This window comes from Aquimarina discodermiae (assembly GCF_040786235.1).
GTDB lineage: Bacteria > Bacteroidota > Bacteroidia > Flavobacteriales > Flavobacteriaceae > Aquimarina.
On sequence record NZ_JBFMKP010000002.1, the window covers coordinates 101408 to 120466 of the forward strand.

General features: G+C 34.9%; 8 protein-coding genes. 4 read left to right on the top strand and 4 right to left on the bottom strand.

The window, feature by feature from the left end; genetic code table 11:
* Positions 1-44: 44 nt before the first annotated feature.
* Both ABW636_RS01365 and ABW636_RS01370 read right to left on the bottom strand, forming a co-directional pair.
* Positions 45-2789: a carboxypeptidase regulatory-like domain-containing protein gene (locus ABW636_RS01365; RefSeq protein WP_367588154.1), complete on the bottom strand. Its 2745-nt coding sequence runs from the start codon at positions 2787-2789 to the stop codon at positions 45-47.
* Between the two features lie 20 nt (positions 2790-2809).
* Entirely contained in the window at positions 2810-3625 is an 816-nt protein-coding gene (locus ABW636_RS01370; RefSeq protein WP_367588155.1) for a GLPGLI family protein, read from the bottom strand.
* A gap of 147 nt (positions 3626-3772) precedes the next feature.
* Between ABW636_RS01370 and ABW636_RS01375 the strand changes: the two genes are divergently transcribed.
* Positions 3773-5278, top strand: coding sequence for a sensor histidine kinase (locus ABW636_RS01375; RefSeq protein ID WP_367588156.1), 1506 nt, complete (start codon positions 3773-3775; stop codon positions 5276-5278).
* Complete coding sequence (locus tag ABW636_RS01380; protein WP_367588157.1) at positions 5271-5951, top strand: response regulator transcription factor; 681 nt, start codon at positions 5271-5273, stop codon at positions 5949-5951. The genes ABW636_RS01375 and ABW636_RS01380 overlap by 8 nt, the downstream gene beginning before the upstream one ends.
* A 76-nt stretch (positions 5952-6027) precedes the next feature.
* Here ABW636_RS01380 and ABW636_RS01385 read toward each other — a convergent pair whose 3' ends face one another.
* Both ABW636_RS01385 and ABW636_RS01390 read right to left on the bottom strand, forming a co-directional pair.
* Positions 6028-7002 carry a PorP/SprF family type IX secretion system membrane protein gene (locus tag ABW636_RS01385; RefSeq protein ID WP_367588158.1) on the bottom strand — a complete coding sequence of 325 codons (975 nt, stop codon included), beginning with the start codon at positions 7000-7002 and terminating at the stop codon, positions 6028-6030.
* Between the two features lie 2 nt (positions 7003-7004).
* Positions 7005-17081: a T9SS type B sorting domain-containing protein gene (locus ABW636_RS01390; RefSeq protein ID WP_367588159.1), complete on the bottom strand. Its 10077-nt coding sequence runs from the start codon at positions 17079-17081 to the stop codon at positions 7005-7007.
* A 689-nt stretch (positions 17082-17770) separates the two neighbouring features.
* Here ABW636_RS01390 and ABW636_RS01395 point away from each other — a divergent pair.
* A complete protein-coding gene (locus ABW636_RS01395; RefSeq protein WP_367588160.1) occupies positions 17771-18385 on the top strand; it encodes a deoxynucleoside kinase in 615 nt (204 codons plus the stop codon).
* 13 nt (positions 18386-18398) lie between these two features.
* Entirely contained in the window at positions 18399-19055 is a 657-nt protein-coding gene (locus tag ABW636_RS01400) for a DUF2461 domain-containing protein (protein WP_367588161.1), read from the top strand.
* Positions 19056-19059: the final 4 nt, after the last annotated feature.

Consider the following 19059-nt stretch of genomic DNA (forward strand, 5'->3'; position numbering starts at 1 on the left):
TTATTAAATTACAATTATGACACATAGTCTTTTCTGCTGGTTTATTACAAATTATAAGTAATGCTAAGCACCCAATACCTTGGTTGTACCATATAACTGGAAGTACTCGTAAATAACTCATTAAAACTATCCCGGTTTATACTATTTGTCTGTAAAAGGTTGGTGCCAGAAAGTTTATATGCCCATTTGCTATCAGGTTTTTGATAAAATATCGATGCATTCCAAAAACTATATGTATTGATTACCTGCCCTTCATTTCTATAATCATTATGAGTAAAAGAAGACTTTAACAAAAACCCCTTGGCAAACGACCAATTTAACCTAGCAAAAGGACTATTGGTATAAAAAGTAGTTCGCGATTCGTTATTATCATACTCATTAATTCTAAGACCATAACCCAAAACAAAATTAGGTCCTTTTTTAAAGTTTGTTGACCATCTCGTTTCATAGTTTTGAGTTAAGCTTATACTCTCACTAGGTAGTTCATTAACAATATTATGATACTTAGACCAGCTAAAATCTGAAGAAACACGTCCTTTTATCTTTCCAAAACTACGTTCGAAACTACCATCTGCTCTAAAAACACGATCGGTTAATCCAGAATTAACAGGTGTACTTACTTGATTAATACCAGTTATATTACTCGTACTTTTTATGGGGTTACGACTAATAGAGTACCTAACACCAGCATAAACGTTTGTATAATTAAACATGTTGAAACTTGTATAGTTCAATGAATAATTATCGTATAAGGAGCTTTCTAAGTTGCGATTTCCCTGAAATAAGAAATTATAATTACTAAACACATACCCTTTTGCCAAATTACTTATACCAGCATAATTGGCAGTCATCAAATAATCAAATCGTAAGCTTTCATTTTTTTTAAATTGTGCAATCACCAAGATGTCTGGTAGAACTCTCCATTCATTTTGTTGAACCATAGTTCCTAATTGTTGATCTTTAAGCCTATAATTATGTAAACTAACACCAGGATTGATGGTAAAAATACCTTTGATGAATTTGTAGTGAACCGCGCCATAAGTGTCCACAAATTTATACTTGACCTTGTTCTTAAACTTATCCTGGTCAAAACTGTTTTTATTTCCACTATTCAAGATCTGAAAAATACTTGAATCAAAATTCTTATTACTATAGCTGGATCCAAAAGTAAACCTAAGATTACTTTTTTTGTTAAGTATTCGGTAATAATCTAGTGTTGCATCTAACGAATTGGTTCGTATTCTCCTATCTTGATTTATATTGTATGTACCTGACTCCTGTAATGGTTCAAAATCATCTTCATTAGGATCCAGAGGGTTATTAATTTGCGTAAAAATGCCTCTAAAAGGTATTTGATCCCGAATAGCATTATAAAATGGATCTCTATTTTGAAAAAAATGTTGTGCATTTAATGAGAACACATTTTTACTACCTAGTGTATAATAACCATTTATACTTTGTTGAATAGAACCTTGTGTATTATTAAGCATTTCAGAAATGTTTTCGGAAACCTCTCCTCTGGAAGATGAAAAAATGCTCTCTTCTTCTTGCTTGGCTAGTTTACCTAAAATATCATAATCTAACCTAAAATTACCATTAGGTTTATAAATCGCACTTAATTTTAGCAACCCTAAATTATTCTGTTGTTCGTTGATATCAGAAGTTTCTTCTACAGTATTATCATTAGGATCATCTGTAGTATCGATATAAACATTACGAGTTGTCGTCATCATATTGGTTTTGGTACCGCTAAAAATCCCATATCCGCTTATATCCAAATTCTTACTGGGTGAATAATTAAAATTTGTAGCTCCAAATTTGGTATTAATTTCATTTGCTCTGTTATTTGGCAATAAAGCGAACCCTAAATCATCAGAAGATAGAGATAATGAATTTCCTCCTGCTTTTAAATTTCGAAAGCCTCCGGTAAACTTAAAATAATCCATAAAGGTAAACGGTAGTTCTCCAATATCATTAAAATCGGTTAATAGATTTAAGCTGTACTTTGGACTGTAATAAAACAACTTTGGTTTTATCAGATAACGTTCTGTTGTAGCTACTCCAGCACCTGCTGTTACATCACCAAACCAAAAATTCTTTTTACCTTCTTTAAGTTTAACATTGATTGCTATCTGATCCTGAGAATTACTAAGCCCTCTCAGTTGACTTACTTCTTCATGATTTTTTAATACCTCTACCTTGTCCAAAGCATCTGCAGGAATATTTTTTGTCGCCAATTTAGAATTCCCATCAAAAAAGTCTTTCCCTTCGACCATAACTTTAGAAACTGCTTTTCCATCAACTTCTATTTCTCCGGCTTCATTAACTTCTACGCCTGGTAATTTTTTGAGAACATCCCCTAGTTTTTTTTCAGACCCATCTGTAAACGAATCTGTATTATAAACTAATGTATCACCTTTTACTACTACCGGCATCTCATAAACTATCTCTACTTCATCTAGCTTATTCTGATCCTCAACCATCTCGAAATCGGCCTCTACATCTTGATCAGTAATTTCTACTATCCTATCCTCTGTTACGAGGCCAATAAAACTCACTTTTAAAAGGTAAGTTTCATTAGCAGGTACTGAAACCTTATATTTCCCTAAATCATTCGTTATGCCGTAAGATACCATTGCGTTATCTTTTTTTTTGTATGCAATCACATTGGCCATCCCTAATGGGTTCCCTATAGAATCCTTTACAAAACCAATAATCTGTACTTTTTGGGCAATACTCCCCCAGGACACTACGAAAAGTAGCACCAAAACAACTATTTCCTTCTTCATGCTTAATTTTTATGTCTTACCTATCCACCTATCTTAAACTCTATACTATTTCCATCACCATGTGGCATTGTATCTTCCATTTCTTTTTGTTTTTTCACTAGAATGGCATTAAATTTTTCTTCGGTAACGATTTTTCCTTTTTTTGGTTCCTTAATATCGATTGCTTTCTTTGGGTTTAAAACAATTTTTGTACATAGAATAGTCTCTTCTCCATCATTAGCTTCTAATATCAAGCCAGGCAGCCCCCAATACCTACTTGGGCCATTCGAAACCGGAATCTCTGGAGTATACCAAACGGTTAACGTTTGCACTACCTCTTTTGGCTCTCTATTTGTATTATCATGGCTTACGGTATTATTGTATTTGTTTACCGCACGGGTGGCAGTAGCTTTATAGCATGTATAATTCCCTATTTTTTTGGTTTCCTGTGCTAGTTTCCACTTTCGATCTTTCAATAAACTCTTTACCAAAAAAGTTTTACCAAACATATCGCGTTGATTAGTATATCTTTTTTCTTTTGTATTCTTGTAAAGAATATCTGAGGATGATGCTCCTACAATCACCAATTCGACTCCGGGTATCGATGTTTGTGGAGCATCAAGGTTTATTTCTTCTTTATAGATGGATGAAATCGAATTAAATTGAAGTGTATATTCTTTCTGAAATTTTTTTGCTAACATCTCTTTGATTTGTTTTTGCATTTCAGAATCCACCTTAGAATCTTCCATACTAAAATCAACCATACGCTTAGTTTGATAGGTTGCAACTCCTTGAAAATCCTGAGCTATCATGGCATTATACATAAATAGCAATACTAGTATCATAATTCGTATCATGGTCATTATTTTTTTAAGTTATACTTATACAATTTTGATATATTGATGTTGCAAATATGAAAACCTAATGCTAAGCAAAGCGTTAACCAGTGTTAACGAGTGTTAACCGACTCGTTTGTTATCAATTAAGTATAGTACCTTTGATACATGCAACAGAAAAGCTATAGAACACTATTATACTTTATAACCATGGTAATCCTGGTTACACTTGCTATACAGGTATATTGGAACTTTAAAAATTATCAATCTTCAAAACAACAACTCATTAATGAGGTACAGATCAGTCTTGATAATGCTGTGAATCAATACTATGAAGAATTAGCCAAGGACGAAACCGTTAATTTTATATCAGAAGGAAGTTATTTTAAACACACATCAGGCTCCAAAAATTTTAATCATATCTTAGATTCGATAAAATCTTACTTCGAAAAAGCAATACACAACGACTCAAACAAAACACATCAAGCAACTTTTATTAGAAGAAAAATTGTTGATTCTCTTGAACAATTTTTAAATACCATAAACTCTAATGATTCTGCGAAAAGTTTTATCAATATAATGGAGTGTAGCGATATTATTATTGAAGATATAACTCCTATAGAATCCTTAACCTCCAAAATTGTAATTTCAATTGGTCAGGATAAATTAGAAGAAAGTAAAATTGATAGTTTACTAAAGATCGAATTATCAAGAAAAAACATCACCGTTGATTATGAATTGTCTTACAAAGAGGAAGGTGCTCCATTGGATACAATTAAAAAAGAATCGCCCAAACTTGCAAAACACCAAAAGCGACTGTTTACCAAATCAAAATCTATTTATTTACCTCCGAATAGTTTTATAGAGCTTTACTTTAGTAATACTACACTTACCATTTTAAAGAAAAACCTCTTTGGAATCTTACTATCTTTCTTATTAGTAATCTCTGTAATAGGGTGTTTGTTATATCTTCTTAAAATAATTAATCACCAAAAACAATTAGCCGAGTTAAAAAATGACCTGATAAGTAATATTACTCATGAGTTTAAAACTCCTATAGCGACTATTAGCGCTGCTATAGAAGGTATACAAAGCTTTAATCAGGAAAATAATCAGGAGAAAACAAAAAAATATGCTGCTATCTCTTCTGATCAATTAGGAAAATTAAATACTATGGTAGAGAAAATATTAGAAACAGCTACTCTGGATAATGATAAACTACAGCTAAATTTTGAAGAAGTAAATCTGGTAGAATTGGTAGATATGATTGCAAAAAAACATATGGCAAATTCTCCTGAAAAGAACATTACAAACCTCAGTTCTCATGAAAACATCTGGAAAAAAGCAGATGTGTTTCATCTGGAAAATGCCATTAATAACATTGTTGATAATGCCATTAAATACGGTGGAGAAACAATAAGTATTACTATAAACAATACAGATTCCAATATAACCATCGAGATTAAAGACACAGGAACCTCTTTAAGCAAAATACATAGAGAAAAAATATTCGAGAAGTTTTATCGTGTCCCCAAAGGGAATACACATGACATAAAAGGTTTTGGCATTGGGTTATTTTATGCCAAAACTATTATCGAAAAACACAATGGAACTATACAGTTACTACTAGATCAAGGGGTTACTAATTTCAAAATCGTACTACCTAATGGTTAAAAATATAGAAATACTACTTGCAGAAGACGAACCTTCATTAGGGCAAATTATTAAAGAAAGCTTAGAAACAAGAAACTTTATAGTTCATCTTGCAACTAATGGTAGCGAAGCCTATACACTTTACAAAAAAAAAGAACCACAACTACTAGTTTTGGATGTTATGATGCCCCAAAAAGACGGATTTACACTAGCTAAAGAAATTAGAGAAGAAAATGAAACTATCCCTATTATTTTTTTAACTGCAAAATCACAAACACAAGATGTAGTCGAAGGGTTTACCTTAGGAGGAAATGATTACCTTAAGAAGCCTTTTAGCATGGAAGAGTTAATTGTACGTATTAACAATTTGTTACATCATACCCGAATTCAAAAAAAGGCAGAGATCATTACCATTAGTGAATATACTTTTGATTTTCCTAAACAAATTCTCATTTACAAAGAAGAGCAACAGCAACTTACACATCGAGAAGCCCACCTCCTTTTTCATCTGGTAAAAAACAAAAACCAGGTTCTTGATCGCTCTATGATTTTGAAAAAACTGTGGGGAGACGATGATTTTTTTAGTGGTAGAAGTATGGATGTTTTTATTACTAAGCTTAGAAAAAAATTAAAACAAGACGATTCTATACAAATCATAAATGTAAGAGGGTATGGATACAAATTGGTTTGCTAAGCCATTATAAGTAGTTGCTTACAATAGCCTAACAAACCTCAGCCTATTTTTTTAGATTCTTCGTATCATTTTATTATTAATAGGTACACCCACACTTACTTTTTCTACATCCAAAATCTAATCCTAATGTAATTAGATGTGACCCTGCCAGGGTAGTTGCTTCATATATTTCATTAATGTTTGCCTGATATCCATAAGCTACATAAAAATTATGTTTCTTAACTCCTATCATAGGAGAAATTGATAAGGGTTTAAAATCTTGATCAATCAACGTTCGTACACTAACCCCTGCCCAATAGTAATCTTCTCTCTTTGTTTTTCTAATTTTTAAATTAAAATCTGCAGTACTTCTCCCGTCGCTTACAAAATTCTGGTAAAGTGTAGAAGGTTCTATTTCTATAGAACTATTTCTACTGTAAAATGTATAGCCAGAATACACATAATAGTTCTGTATAGAGGTTGGTTCAGAAATATTGGCTTCATCAAGATTCTTTTCTAACAAATTCACTGCATTTACATTCAGAAAAAAACCTCTAAGCCTATATAGTACACCAATATCAAAATTAGAATTGGTAATTTTAATATTTTCCAGACCTGGATTAATTGGGTTTGCCATATTACCATTATTAAACCCCGATGAGTTAATCGTAAATTGGGTATATCGATAACTAAGCCCAAAGGACAAGTATTGTTTTTCTCCGCTTAGCGTTAAATGATGTGCAAAAGACACTTGAGCACCTTTTTGAGAAGTCTCTCCATTTTTATCATTAAAAAGGACAGCTCCTATTCCTGAGCGATCTGATATTCTACCATCTATAGAGATGGATTGTGTGCCTGGAGATTCGGGAATATTTACCCATTGCTCAAAACCAGAAGCTCTGATTTGCCAACAATTTCCAATCCCTGCATATGCATTAGATAACAAATAAGGATTATCTGCCAAATATTGATTTTGGATCGGTGCAAAAAACTCTTGACCATAGCCTATATTGCTAATTACAGCACAAAAAACTATAGTAAACCATACGATAAATCTAGTATAATTTCTCATGTCTATCTGTGTAAAGTAAAGTGTCCAGTATATGTTTTGTTTTCTTCATCATTTAGGCTAATGAAGTACCAATAATCTCCCGATGGTAATCTTTTTCCTTTATGAAAACCTTTCCATCCATCATTTCTACGATCACCTTTGTACGAAGCCAGTAATCTTCCGTAACGATCAAATACTTTTACCTCGATATTCTGAAAATAGAATGGGTCATTTATGTTTTCTGATATTTGATCGGGATACCATGTAGATCCACTGCTCGAATCATAATAATTAGGGATGATCAGATTTATAAAAGTAAGTCTACGGGTATAAGATATCTCACAACCGTTATTATCTACTACTCTAATTTTATAATCGCCTGTACTGCTAATCACGAACTTATTAGATTCTAATTCTCTCTCGTCACCACCATTTTCTAAATAGGTAATGAAATATTTATAAGTACTTGTTATATTTTCAGGTACTCCAGAGAAAACAATTTCATGTTCATTTACATTACTGGCATTTCCTGTTATTCGAACTATAGGTGCAGTAAGTAAGGCATACTCTTCTACCACGATTGTACCTATGATGGTTTCACACCCGCTGCTACTTGTAATAGATCCTTGATATTCGCCAGGAGTTACTACAAAAGAACCGGTCATATTAAAATTGGACGCTGGTGTAGGTGTACCATTAATCCCTTCTAGCTCGTACATAATATCACTAGGAGTAATACCATCATTCATTACAAAATCAATATGATATACTGGATCTTTAATCATTTGATTGGTCTCTACATCAAAAACAGGGCAATCTAATTGTGTAGTTAAAGACGCATCAATCGCAACACCAGGAGTAATATTCAAATTAACAGCCACTTCACAGTTTCTGGTGTTTTTAGAATCTCTAATAAACAAACTTGTTACTCCACCGGGAAGGCTTTGAATCACCAGATTGGCTGGATCAGTCACTAATTGAAAGCTAGTTTCCTCTCCGGTAATACTCCAATAGTAGATTGGATTTAAAGGATCTGGTCCCACATCTCCACCTGTAATTGATACAGTAGCAGTTCCATCAGCACTATTGGCACACATCTCTGGAGTAGTAGCTACCACAACAGGTATAATTTCTGAAGCTGGGGTAATCACAATATTAGTAAAGACTAACGAACATCTTCTATCATCTACAATTTCTACAATATACTCTCCTGCATCCAACTCATTAAAAGTATGTGTACCCAAAGTACCATCACTGTCATCTTCTATAAATTGATAAAGAGCATTACCATCTTTATCATATAAAGAGTATTGATAATCTGGGGTTCCTCCACTAGCATTAATTGTGATGGTCCCATCAATATTTCCAAAACAACTAATATCTGTTTGGGCTGTGGTTGCTACAAATTCAATCGGTTGCTTTATCGTAAACGAAATGTTTTCTGGTCCACAATCCTGGCTGGTAACAGTATATGTATAATCTCCTGCATATAAATCACCAAAGAAACTAGTACTTTGGGCAGGTATAACCACATTTCTTCCTAAGTAATCGGTTCCTGTTAAAGAATACATATAATCTCCTAAACCACCGGTTACGAAGGCATCCACAGAAGCCAAATTCTCTCCAAAACAAATAAGGTCTGTATTGTTTAAATCTAATGTAACATCTAAGTTTTCAATTGGATTTACTGATACTGTATTTGAAACTTTTGAAATACACCCATTACTATCTTTTGTATAAAATGAATAATCTCCTACAGAAAGATTGGCAAATAAATGTGGATTGGCTCCAGAAACAAAATTAGTTCCATCTTTACTATATTCGTAAGGAGGAGTTCCTCCCGAAGCGGTTACTTCGATATCAGAGGTTGGATTTGCACAAGAAGGAGTTCTTATTACATTGGTCACAACTGTTACCTCTGGCAATGTAGTAATTCGAACAGTTTGAGAAACCTCACAGTTTAGATGGTCTGAAACCGTAACCGTATACTCTCCCTCAGACAAATTAGTAAAAGTATATCTATCTGAAGTACTGCTAAACGGCGTACTTAAAGATCCATCTGGATAGGTAAGCGTAAAGAAATAGGTTCCTAAACCTTGTCCTCCTGCTGCTACCACTTCTATCTCACCATCGGCACTATTTACACAATCTAAAACGCTATCTGGAGCTGATGTAATAGTAATTGGCTGTGGAGATGTTATTGTTATGGTTTCAGTAACTTCACAACCATTTTCATCCTGAACACGGACCTGATACGTAGTTCCTCCTGCAGAGTGCGTTAAATTTTCGAAAATTGACGTACTACTAAAAGTAGCGTATGGTGCAATTGGCGTCCCGCTGGTATCTTCTAATCGATATAGTTTTATTCCTGTACCTCCTATAGATGTAGCTTCTATAACTCCATCATTATTACCAGAACAATATCCAGCTACTATGGTACTTACAGACAACTCTAAAACCGGTGGCGGAACAACAGTATATATGTTTGAATCTGCAGTACAACCAGACAATGGATCTGTTACTGTTATTTGTATATTACCTGAATCTTGATTAGAGATCACTAATGGGTTTTGTACGGAAGTATCTCCTATACCATTTGTCATTGTACCTGTGGTAAGGTTATTCAGAGTATAATTATAAGCTCCTGTATGTCCTGTTACCGATATGGTTACAGATCCATCTGCCGGAACGGTATTAAAACAGCTTTTAGCACTAGCAGTATCAACAGAAACAGCAATAGTATCATAAACCGCTACTTCATAACTATCTGTGTTGATAGAGCAACCTGTACCCTGATCGTAGATAGTAAAAATATAATTTCCAATACCTGGTAATAAAAATGCTCCACTTGTTGTATTTGCTCCTGTAGAAGCAATATTATTTTGAGCTAGAACAGCATTATTAATTTCGCTAATATCAAATGGTCCTACTCCTCCTGTAATGGTAACGGTAATCGTTTCTGTATTTGTATTACAATCAATAGACGAAACAGGATTAACCACTGGATTTTTTAACTCCTCTACATTGGGTATTGTAATTTTCGGAAGTATTGCAAACGTACAATTATTTGCATCTGAAACGGTAATATTATAATCCCCAGAATTGGTAGCGGTAATTATATAATTGTTTCCTGTAACTGCCAGATTCGAATTAGATGCAGCTCCGGTATAAGATATGGTATATGGTGGGGTTCCGTCGAGTATATCTACTTCTATTGTAGGCAGTACCTCATCGTTTCCTGCATTACAACTATAGGCAGTAGAGATTGCAGTCGCAGTTAAAGCATCTGGTTCAGAAATAACAACCGGTTGTAAAACATCCTGACATCCATGCATAGAAGTTACCACTACTCTATAATCGTTTTTGCCTAAGTTTTCGAAAAGAGGATTATCTATTTGATCAACTCCTACCTGAGTATTAGTTGCTATATTCCATAATTGATATATAAAAGGTCCATCAAGATCAGAATTTGATTGTAACTCTACCAAAATAAAACCATCATTTCCAGAGTTACAGGATACATTTCCTTTGTCAACAAATACTAACACAGGGTCTGTATATACTCTGGCTACTGTCGCACTACTGCTACATCCAATTGCATTAACACCGATGTCTGTTACTGTAACTGTATAATCTCCAGCAGGCACTCCATTAAAAATATGATTACCATTTTGGGAAATATTTACAGCATTACTATCTATATCGGTACCCGAAAGCGTAAAGGTAAAATTAGCAGGATTTACAGAATAGTCAGATCCACCAGTCACGGTAACGGTAATAGTTTCTGTATTTGTACAGGTTGGTTCTGTATCAAAATCTGCAGTTACCTGTAAATCTTCATAAATATTTATCATTTCTGTGTCTGTACATCCTCTAGGGTCACGAACTGTAACGGTATACAGACCAGGGGCAGTAACCGAAAAACTATGACTTGCTCCGTCATTCACAAAACTGTTACCATCTATACTGTAAGATAACTGTCCTGTACCTGTAGCATTAACTGTAAAAGTATAACCCGTCCCAAAATCACAATTGGTATAAGGTGTGATCGCACTTAACACAGGATCAGGAGTTGATGTTAAAACAACAGGAACTGTAGTACTTCCGTTACATCCATTAGCATCAGATACTCTTATCGTATATGATCCGGCAGGTAATGTATTAAAAATCCCATCAGAGTTCGAAGCTACATCAGAACTACCGTCATTTGCAGTAAAGGTATAAGGAGCAACTCCTCCTGTCGCAATCATAACCAATTCTGGTAGTTTTGAACAAAAACCTGTTTTTTGACTATCTTCTTTAAGCTCCAGGATTTCTGGCTCTGTGATTGTAAACTGCACAGCAGCATTACAAGGCGCAACTACAGCAAGATCTGTTTCACGAACTCTGATCAGGTACTCTCCTGGAGAAAAACTACTTATAGTACCCGTAGCAGCAGCACCAGAAAGCCCGGTTTGAGCATTTCCATTATTAAAAGTATAGGCACCTGCAATATTATTGTTTAAGTCTGTAATACTATATAATTCATAAGTTAACTCATTACCGGTGTACCCCGTGATTTCATAAGAAATACTTGCATCACCTAAACCATTACAACTTACATGAGTTTCGGTTATTCCTATAGCAATAGAAGAAGGGCTAGGTTGTGGAGTTATGGTTCTAATATCTGTACATCCCGAATTAGTATCAATTATTTGATACGTAAATGGTGTATCAAAAGCTAAATTGGTAAACTGATGATTTCTTTCTTCAGCAGTTCCCGAAGATGCTGGCTGTGCATTTAAGGCACCATAGACACCATTAGGGTATTCTCTGATTTCGAAAGGTCCAACACCATCAAATACCTGAATCTCGACTGTTACACCTCCTGTACAGGTCGTAGTAGGAGCAGATTCTGTAACTGTAAATATTGGTGCAGTTATGATATTAAAATCAAAGGTAAATAGACATCCATTAGTATCAAGTATCTTCAGGATATAATCTCCGTATTCTAAATCATTGAATAATGCAGTATCTGCTGTTGTTTTTACAATAGGGTTTCCTGGAATTGCCACAACCGAATTATCTGGTCTTATCAAAGTATAGGTATATGTACCTGTACCTCCGGCTACGCCTGTTACCTCAATAGATCCGTTTGTAGTACCGGTAACGATATCACATGTTATATTGGTCACCGTAGACCCTCCTAATGTTATCGGGTTTGGATCTGAAAGGCTATAGGATAATGGGACTACAATTTCACAACTATTAGCATCTCTAACAGTATACGTGTAAGTACCTGCCGTTAACCCTCCATATACTGTTTGGTTACTATATCCTAAACTATTAAAATTAATCTCATACGGTGGTATTCCTATAGTAGGATCTACAGTAATTGTAATACTTCCATCAGATGCTCCAATGCAAGAAGGGCTTTTTCCTGTAGCATTTGCTGTTGGCGGTAATGATGGTGCTACAACCACACTATTTGTAATCGTCTCACAACCATTTGTATCGATAGCCTTAAAAATATAGGTTCCTGCTGTTCCCGTAGTATATGAAGAAGTAGCAATCGTAGTATAGATAGCTCCTCCATCAGTACTCACCTCATAGTTTATAGGTGTTGTACCTCCGTTACTATCAATCGTAATAATTGCATTTGGACTGGCAGAACAGTCTAACTCTTTGGTAAGACTTGCACTGGCAGTAATCTGAGCAGCAATCTCTTGGTTTAATGTTATTTCACATCCATTAGCATCACGAATTACAATATCGTAGGTATCAGGAATCAAACTACCTATCGATACCGATGTTCCCGTAATATTAGTAATAGCACCGTTATTTAGGGTGTATGTATAGGGAGCAGTTCCGCTGGTAATGTTTATATCTAATCTAGCTCTATTTACTCTATCAAAACATAAATCAGATCCAGCTATATCTATTGTTGCTGCCACTGTAGGTGGATTGACTATAGTTGCAGTATCATTTGTAGTACAACCTTTTTTATCGGTTACAACAACTGTATAGGTATCTGCACTACTCGTTGTAAATACATTACTAGACTGAGGTCCTGCAACAGAAACATTTGCGCTGTTAAACAATTCGTACATCGTTCCTCCATTACCTCCCATACTAGTAATATTAATAATGCCATTCTGAATACAAGTTAACGGGGTAACAGCAACATTTGTAATGGTAAGCAAATCTGATTCATTGATAACCACGGTATCACTTACTTCGCAATTTGTTGTATTATCCTCTACATCTATAGTATAAGTGCCTGCACCAAGTCCATTTATAGTAAAGGATTTGGTCGTCAAGGGGCCTCCTGTTTGTGTTCCGGTAATGGTTCCTCCTGTGATTTCATAACTATAGTTTGTTGACGTAAGATCAATACCTGATATATTTATGGTAAAAGAACCATCTGTATCAGACTTACAGGTCGGTTGCACTATTGCCGAAGGCACCATAGAAATTTGATCAGCATCATCTATAATTAGGTTTTCGGTATATACACAATCGTCCTCTGTGGTTCTGGCTTCAATAGTATATGTATGTCCAACAGACAAACCATTAAATATATTCGATACTTGCCAGGGTCTCTCTTTTCCGGCAGGCGCTGTAATCTGATATTCTATGGTTGCTGGAGCATTACTAATTGTAGGAGTAATGGTCACATCAGATTCTAATGATGGACATTGAGGTTGAGACAGACTAAAATCTAAGTCTATTACCTTTTTGAGTGGTACTACCGTTAACTGTCCTAAATTTACCGGACAAATATCGGTATCGGTATCTCTAATATAGACGGTGTACACTCCATCGGTTAATCCTGTAAAGACTCCCGTAGTATTGGTAAAATCACTACCATCTATACTATACTCATAAGAACCATTACCAAACTGAGGATTAGTAACGCTTATGGTAGCTAAAGTTCCACACGTATATTCTTGTGTAATATCAATATCGGCTGTGATTTGATCCGTTTTATTTACTGTAGTACTTTTTGAAATTTGACAACTAAAACGGTCAAATATGATTACGGAATGATTTCCTGCAGCCACATTGAGAAAAGTATGATTTGGAGTACTGGTGGGCCCAATAAATAGTGTATTATCCAACACATAGATAAATGGACCTTCTCCAGAAGTTACCTCTACATAAGCTGTACCGGTTTCTCCTACACACAAAGGAGCATTACCGGTAAAATTGGCTTGTAACTCTTCATAATCGGTAACGGTCACCGATCCTGCAGCTATAATACAACCTGTAGTAGTGTCTCTTACATAAATTGGATACACCCCATCAGAGGTAAACCTAACTTCATTCATAGTTCCCGGTTGGATTGCCAACAGCGGGGTCATGGTATCACTGGTACTATACTCAAAAGGACCAGTACCTCCCTCTACATTTATTGCTACAATTGCAATAAACTCATCTGGATCATATTGACTTGCCATAGGATCTGGTTGATAGTATGTATTACAGCTAAGGTCTCTTTTTAACGATGCTGTTGCTTCAAATTTAGAAGGAGGATCTACCACCACATTTTGGTTATCTATACAATCTCCATCAAAAGAAAGCACTTCTACATGATACGCATCTGGGTTTAATCCATTAAAAATATGATTGGTCGTTGTTGTTGGGCCTACAGAAGTACTAAAACTATTGGTTGTACTACTAATGTTATAGGTATAATTGGACTCTCCTTCGGTTACCTGGATTAAAACACTTCCTGTATCGTCTGGACAACCTGGGGATGTAGGAGTGATACTAACAACAGATTCAGAAATTTCCATAAACTCGGTTGCTTCGAACACACAACCTTTTATTACACCACTATTCTGACGTACATAAACAGTATAGGTTCCTTCTTCTGTTAAACCAGAAAATTCTGGTGATGATTGATATCCTATTACGGTATTGGTTACTGGGGTAACTAACTGATATTCGTATTGACTTGATGAGTTTTGTACATGTAACGTACCTGGTACACCACAAACGATATCTTTAATAGCGACAAGATTAGGTTCAAAATTACTTTGGTATACGTTGAAGTAAAAATTAATTTCACAACTACCATCAAACTCTACTCTTATCCTGTATTCTCCTGCCTGTGTAACGGTATAATCTCTTGCCGTACTCACTTGTACCCAACTAGGTTCACAAGTAGCATCAAAAGTTGGACAGTTAACATCTCTAACTACCGATGGACATGCAGTAGGATCCAATCGTTCCCAAACAAGATTTTTAACATCTACAAAACCAGAGTCTAAATATTGTGTTTCAGAACTTCCACATAATAGTATCTCTGGCAAACTACTACCGTTTACCGGGCAAGTACGTATATTACCATTTACCAAAGGGTCATTAGCTATAGCAATTATTGGATTAACAACACTACTATAAGAAGTCACATTCCATGTTTCAACTCCGCCAGAACAATTTGCTGTTCCTCCTTTGGTAACTCTATATAACCCTTTAGAGTTTATGGTTAATATTTGCGAGTTTCCGACAACACTACCTGTATCCAAATCCACCCATTGGTAACTTGAAAACCCAGCACCTGCTACCAGATCCATAAAACTGGCACATAGAGTTGCCTCAAAATTTATATTACAACTAGACATATCAATGATTACAGTCGACGCGCCAACCTCATCAAATGAACACGCATCTTGACCTAATACGCTAGGCTCATCTACAATATTGATTCCAGAAGTTGCCCCGGTATAAGTAACCAAAGCTGTATTAACAATTTTATCATCACAAGCATTACGTAAGTTTAAACAACTGGATTCTACATCAACTAAAAAACGTACAGTTAATGCGCTATCAAATTGTTGGACATACGAATTATCAATAGTAATATTAACTTCTCTGTTCCCCGTATTGTAAGTAACATTTACTCCAGGGTCTGCAATTACACTCCCGGTTTGAAAACTAATATTGGAAGCAAGTACATCTTTAATACTTGCATTAGTGATATCCTCTTTTCCTTGATTTTCTATTACTAATTCGAAATAAATCTCATCACCCGGATCTACAGCCCCCCCTGTGATATCTACTCCGTTCCTATCTAAAACTCTTTTTATTACTTTTAGTACAGGATCATTGAGCACTACCGGATCTGTATAGGGAGCTCCATTAACCAACCCATTACCATCTACTGTCGCAGGGTCTACACCATATACTCCTGTATCATTACCATCGGCATCAGGGTCATTATACGCTTCATCGGCATCACTACATCCATCTTCATCACTATCTAAATTCAAAAAATCAAAAGAATTGTTGTTGTTGGTATCGATGGGTGTTATACCATCTCCTGCAGAGGTAGGAATTCCGTAAAACCCATCTACAGCTCCATCTGCTATACCATCATCATTAGCATCATCTCCTCCAGCTTCAACTACATCATAGATACCATCGTTATCACTATCTAAATCTCTATCATTAGGAATGCCATCATTATCAAAATCATTACAAGGCTCTCCATTAACCACAAAGATTCTTATGTCATCAATTAGATTTCCTACAGATCCTCCCGGCGATACCGTTTCTAATGCAAATACTGTAGATGTTTGACCCGCAGGAACGGTATATAACCCCACATATCTTTTCCATGCGCTGGTACCTGTACTCATTACCTCTTGTACACTGGCGGCGGCCAAACTTCCTCCTATTTTTACAGCAGCTTCTTCTACTCGAGCTCTTCCCTTATGACTCACAGACCATAGAATTTCATCTCCTGGATTTACATTGATATACTGGTATATTGAAGAAGGAGCTGTCGAATTTAACTCTACTTTTATATTACCCTGGGGAGCTGTTACTCCTAAGAAATTTTGTCCCCAAAACTCTAATCTTTTATTTGATAAAGAACTAAACCATCCTGGCACTCGATAATCGGGTATGAGGCCCCATCTGTTAGGACCAATTAGATTGTTTGCTTCAAAACTACCGTTTACTACTACCTCCAGATACCCACACTCTACTGCATCAAGTATCCCATCGTTATCATCATCAAGGTCATACAAGTCGCATATGTTATCATTATCATGATCTGCGATTCCGATATTATTTTTAGTAACACAAACATTTGTGGTTTGGGAATACACAGTTGTAAAAAAACTGAGCAAACAAAGTATAAAAATAATTCTCGTAGAATATCTACTCTTTGAGAAATTGAGGGGAAGAACTGAGATCATGGTTAGGGGCTTTTATGATTTAGTTAGTTTTGGTATTGGTTTACAACACAGAAATAATATCTATTTTTTGTGTTTGGATTAGAAAAAATTGAATTGATTTTTAAAGCAATTAAGAATTTTGAAAGCTTCAATTTTTGCAATAGTTGTCTACACCCAAGCATCTTATTGGGTGACCAAACTATTATTTTATTAGGTAGTTATGGGAACGTAGTTATTTTATCATATGCTGTTGTTTATTAGTTATATTCTCACAACCTAAATGTAAGTAAATAATTTATAAAATCCTTACAAACCACCCTTTTATCGACAAAATACGCACTTTATCTATTTTTAACAAGTATTTTATGTTAATCCGCTTTAACACAAAAGGAGTGAAATTCCCTTTTCAATTATCTTTTACATGTACATTTATTCTAAAGTCACTTGTTGCAATCAACCGACTTCATCAAGATTAATGAGAATATCAACCGGTTTACATCAAAAAACATTTCTTCATGAAAATACTAGGCAACCTTTTTTCGTTACTCATAAAATCCATTATATTTACCCAACGATTATCACACATTTTTTATAAAACACCCCAAAAAACTCAACTGACTATGCATATCGCTATAGCTGGAAATATCGGAGCAGGAAAAACTTCACTAACTAGATTACTTGCAAAACATTATAAATGGGAAGCTCATTTTGAAGATGTACTAGAAAATCCATACTTAGAGGACTTCTATAATAAAATGGAACGCTGGTCATTTAATCTTCAGATTTATTTTCTAAATAGTCGTTTCAGGCAAATACTAGAAATCAGAGAAGGAGGAAAAGACATTGTTCAAGATAGAACCATTTATGAAGATGCTTATATCTTTGCTCCTAACCTACACGCAATGGGATTAATGACCAATCGAGATTTTGAAAATTACAGATCTCTTTTTGACCTTATGGAAAATGTTGTTGAAGGGCCTGATTTATTGATCTATCTTAGAAGTAGTATTCCAAATCTAGTGAATCAAATTCATAAACGAGGTCGAGAGTATGAAAATACTATTAGTATTGATTACTTAAGTAGACTTAATGAACGATATGAAGCCTGGGCACATAATTATGACAAAGGGAACCTTTTGATTGTAGATGTTGACAACCTTAACTTTGTTGACAATCCTGAAGATTTGGGTAACATTATCAATCGTATTGATGCCGAGTTAAACGGTTTATTCTAAACGATTGTATTGTATGGATTTTAATGAACTTTTTCTATTCTTAAGTGATTTACAAAATAACAATCATAAAGAATGGATGGATGATAATAGAAAACGCTATCATACTGTTAGAAATTCGTTTATAAACTGGTTAGATGAATTAGAGTCTAGATTAGCTGCAATAGATCCTGACTACTATCCTACGTCTGGTAGAAAAGGACTCAATAGAATTAATAACAATTTGTTATTTCACCCAAACAGGTCGGTATACAAAGATCATTTTGCAGCAGGGTTAGATCAGCGCAGTAAACAAGGTGATTTTTATATTCAAATTGGCATTAACGATTGCGAACTGGCAGGTGGGTATTGGAAACCTGACAGTAAAATTCTTACCAGTATTCGAGAAGCCATCGATTATAATGGTGAAGAATTACAAAAAATCCTGAACAAAAAAAGTTTTCAAGAAACTTTTGGCGGGCTTTTTCATGATAAGGATAAATTGAAAGGTACTCCCAAAGGATTTTCTTCTGATCATAAGTATATAGACTTACTTAGACACAGAACATTTGCGGTTATACATCCTCTTACAAAAGAAGATATTCTAAAAGATGATTTTATGGATAAGGTAGTACATGTATACCAAGAAATGTTACCGTTTAGAAGATACTTTAACCAGGCAGTAACGGTATAAGACG

Bases quoted from the DNA above. Each gene is read 5' to 3' on its own strand.
- ABW636_RS01380 (WP_367588157.1), top strand. From the start codon at position 5,271: ATGGTTAAAAATATAGAAATACTACTTGCAGAAGACGAACCTTCATTA.
- ABW636_RS01395 (WP_367588160.1), top strand. From the start codon at position 17,771: ATGCATATCGCTATAGCTGGAAATATCGGAGCAGGAAAAACTTCACTA.
- ABW636_RS01400 (WP_367588161.1), top strand. From the start codon at position 18,399: ATGGATTTTAATGAACTTTTTCTATTCTTAAGTGATTTACAAAATAAC.
- ABW636_RS01375 (WP_367588156.1), top strand. From the start codon at position 3,773: ATGCAACAGAAAAGCTATAGAACACTATTATACTTTATAACCATGGTA.
- ABW636_RS01370 (WP_367588155.1), bottom strand. From the start codon at position 3,625: ATGATACGAATTATGATACTAGTATTGCTATTTATGTATAATGCCATG.
- ABW636_RS01365 (WP_367588154.1), bottom strand. From the start codon at position 2,789: ATGAAGAAGGAAATAGTTGTTTTGGTGCTACTTTTCGTAGTGTCCTGG.
- ABW636_RS01385 (WP_367588158.1), bottom strand. From the start codon at position 7,002: ATGAGAAATTATACTAGATTTATCGTATGGTTTACTATAGTTTTTTGT.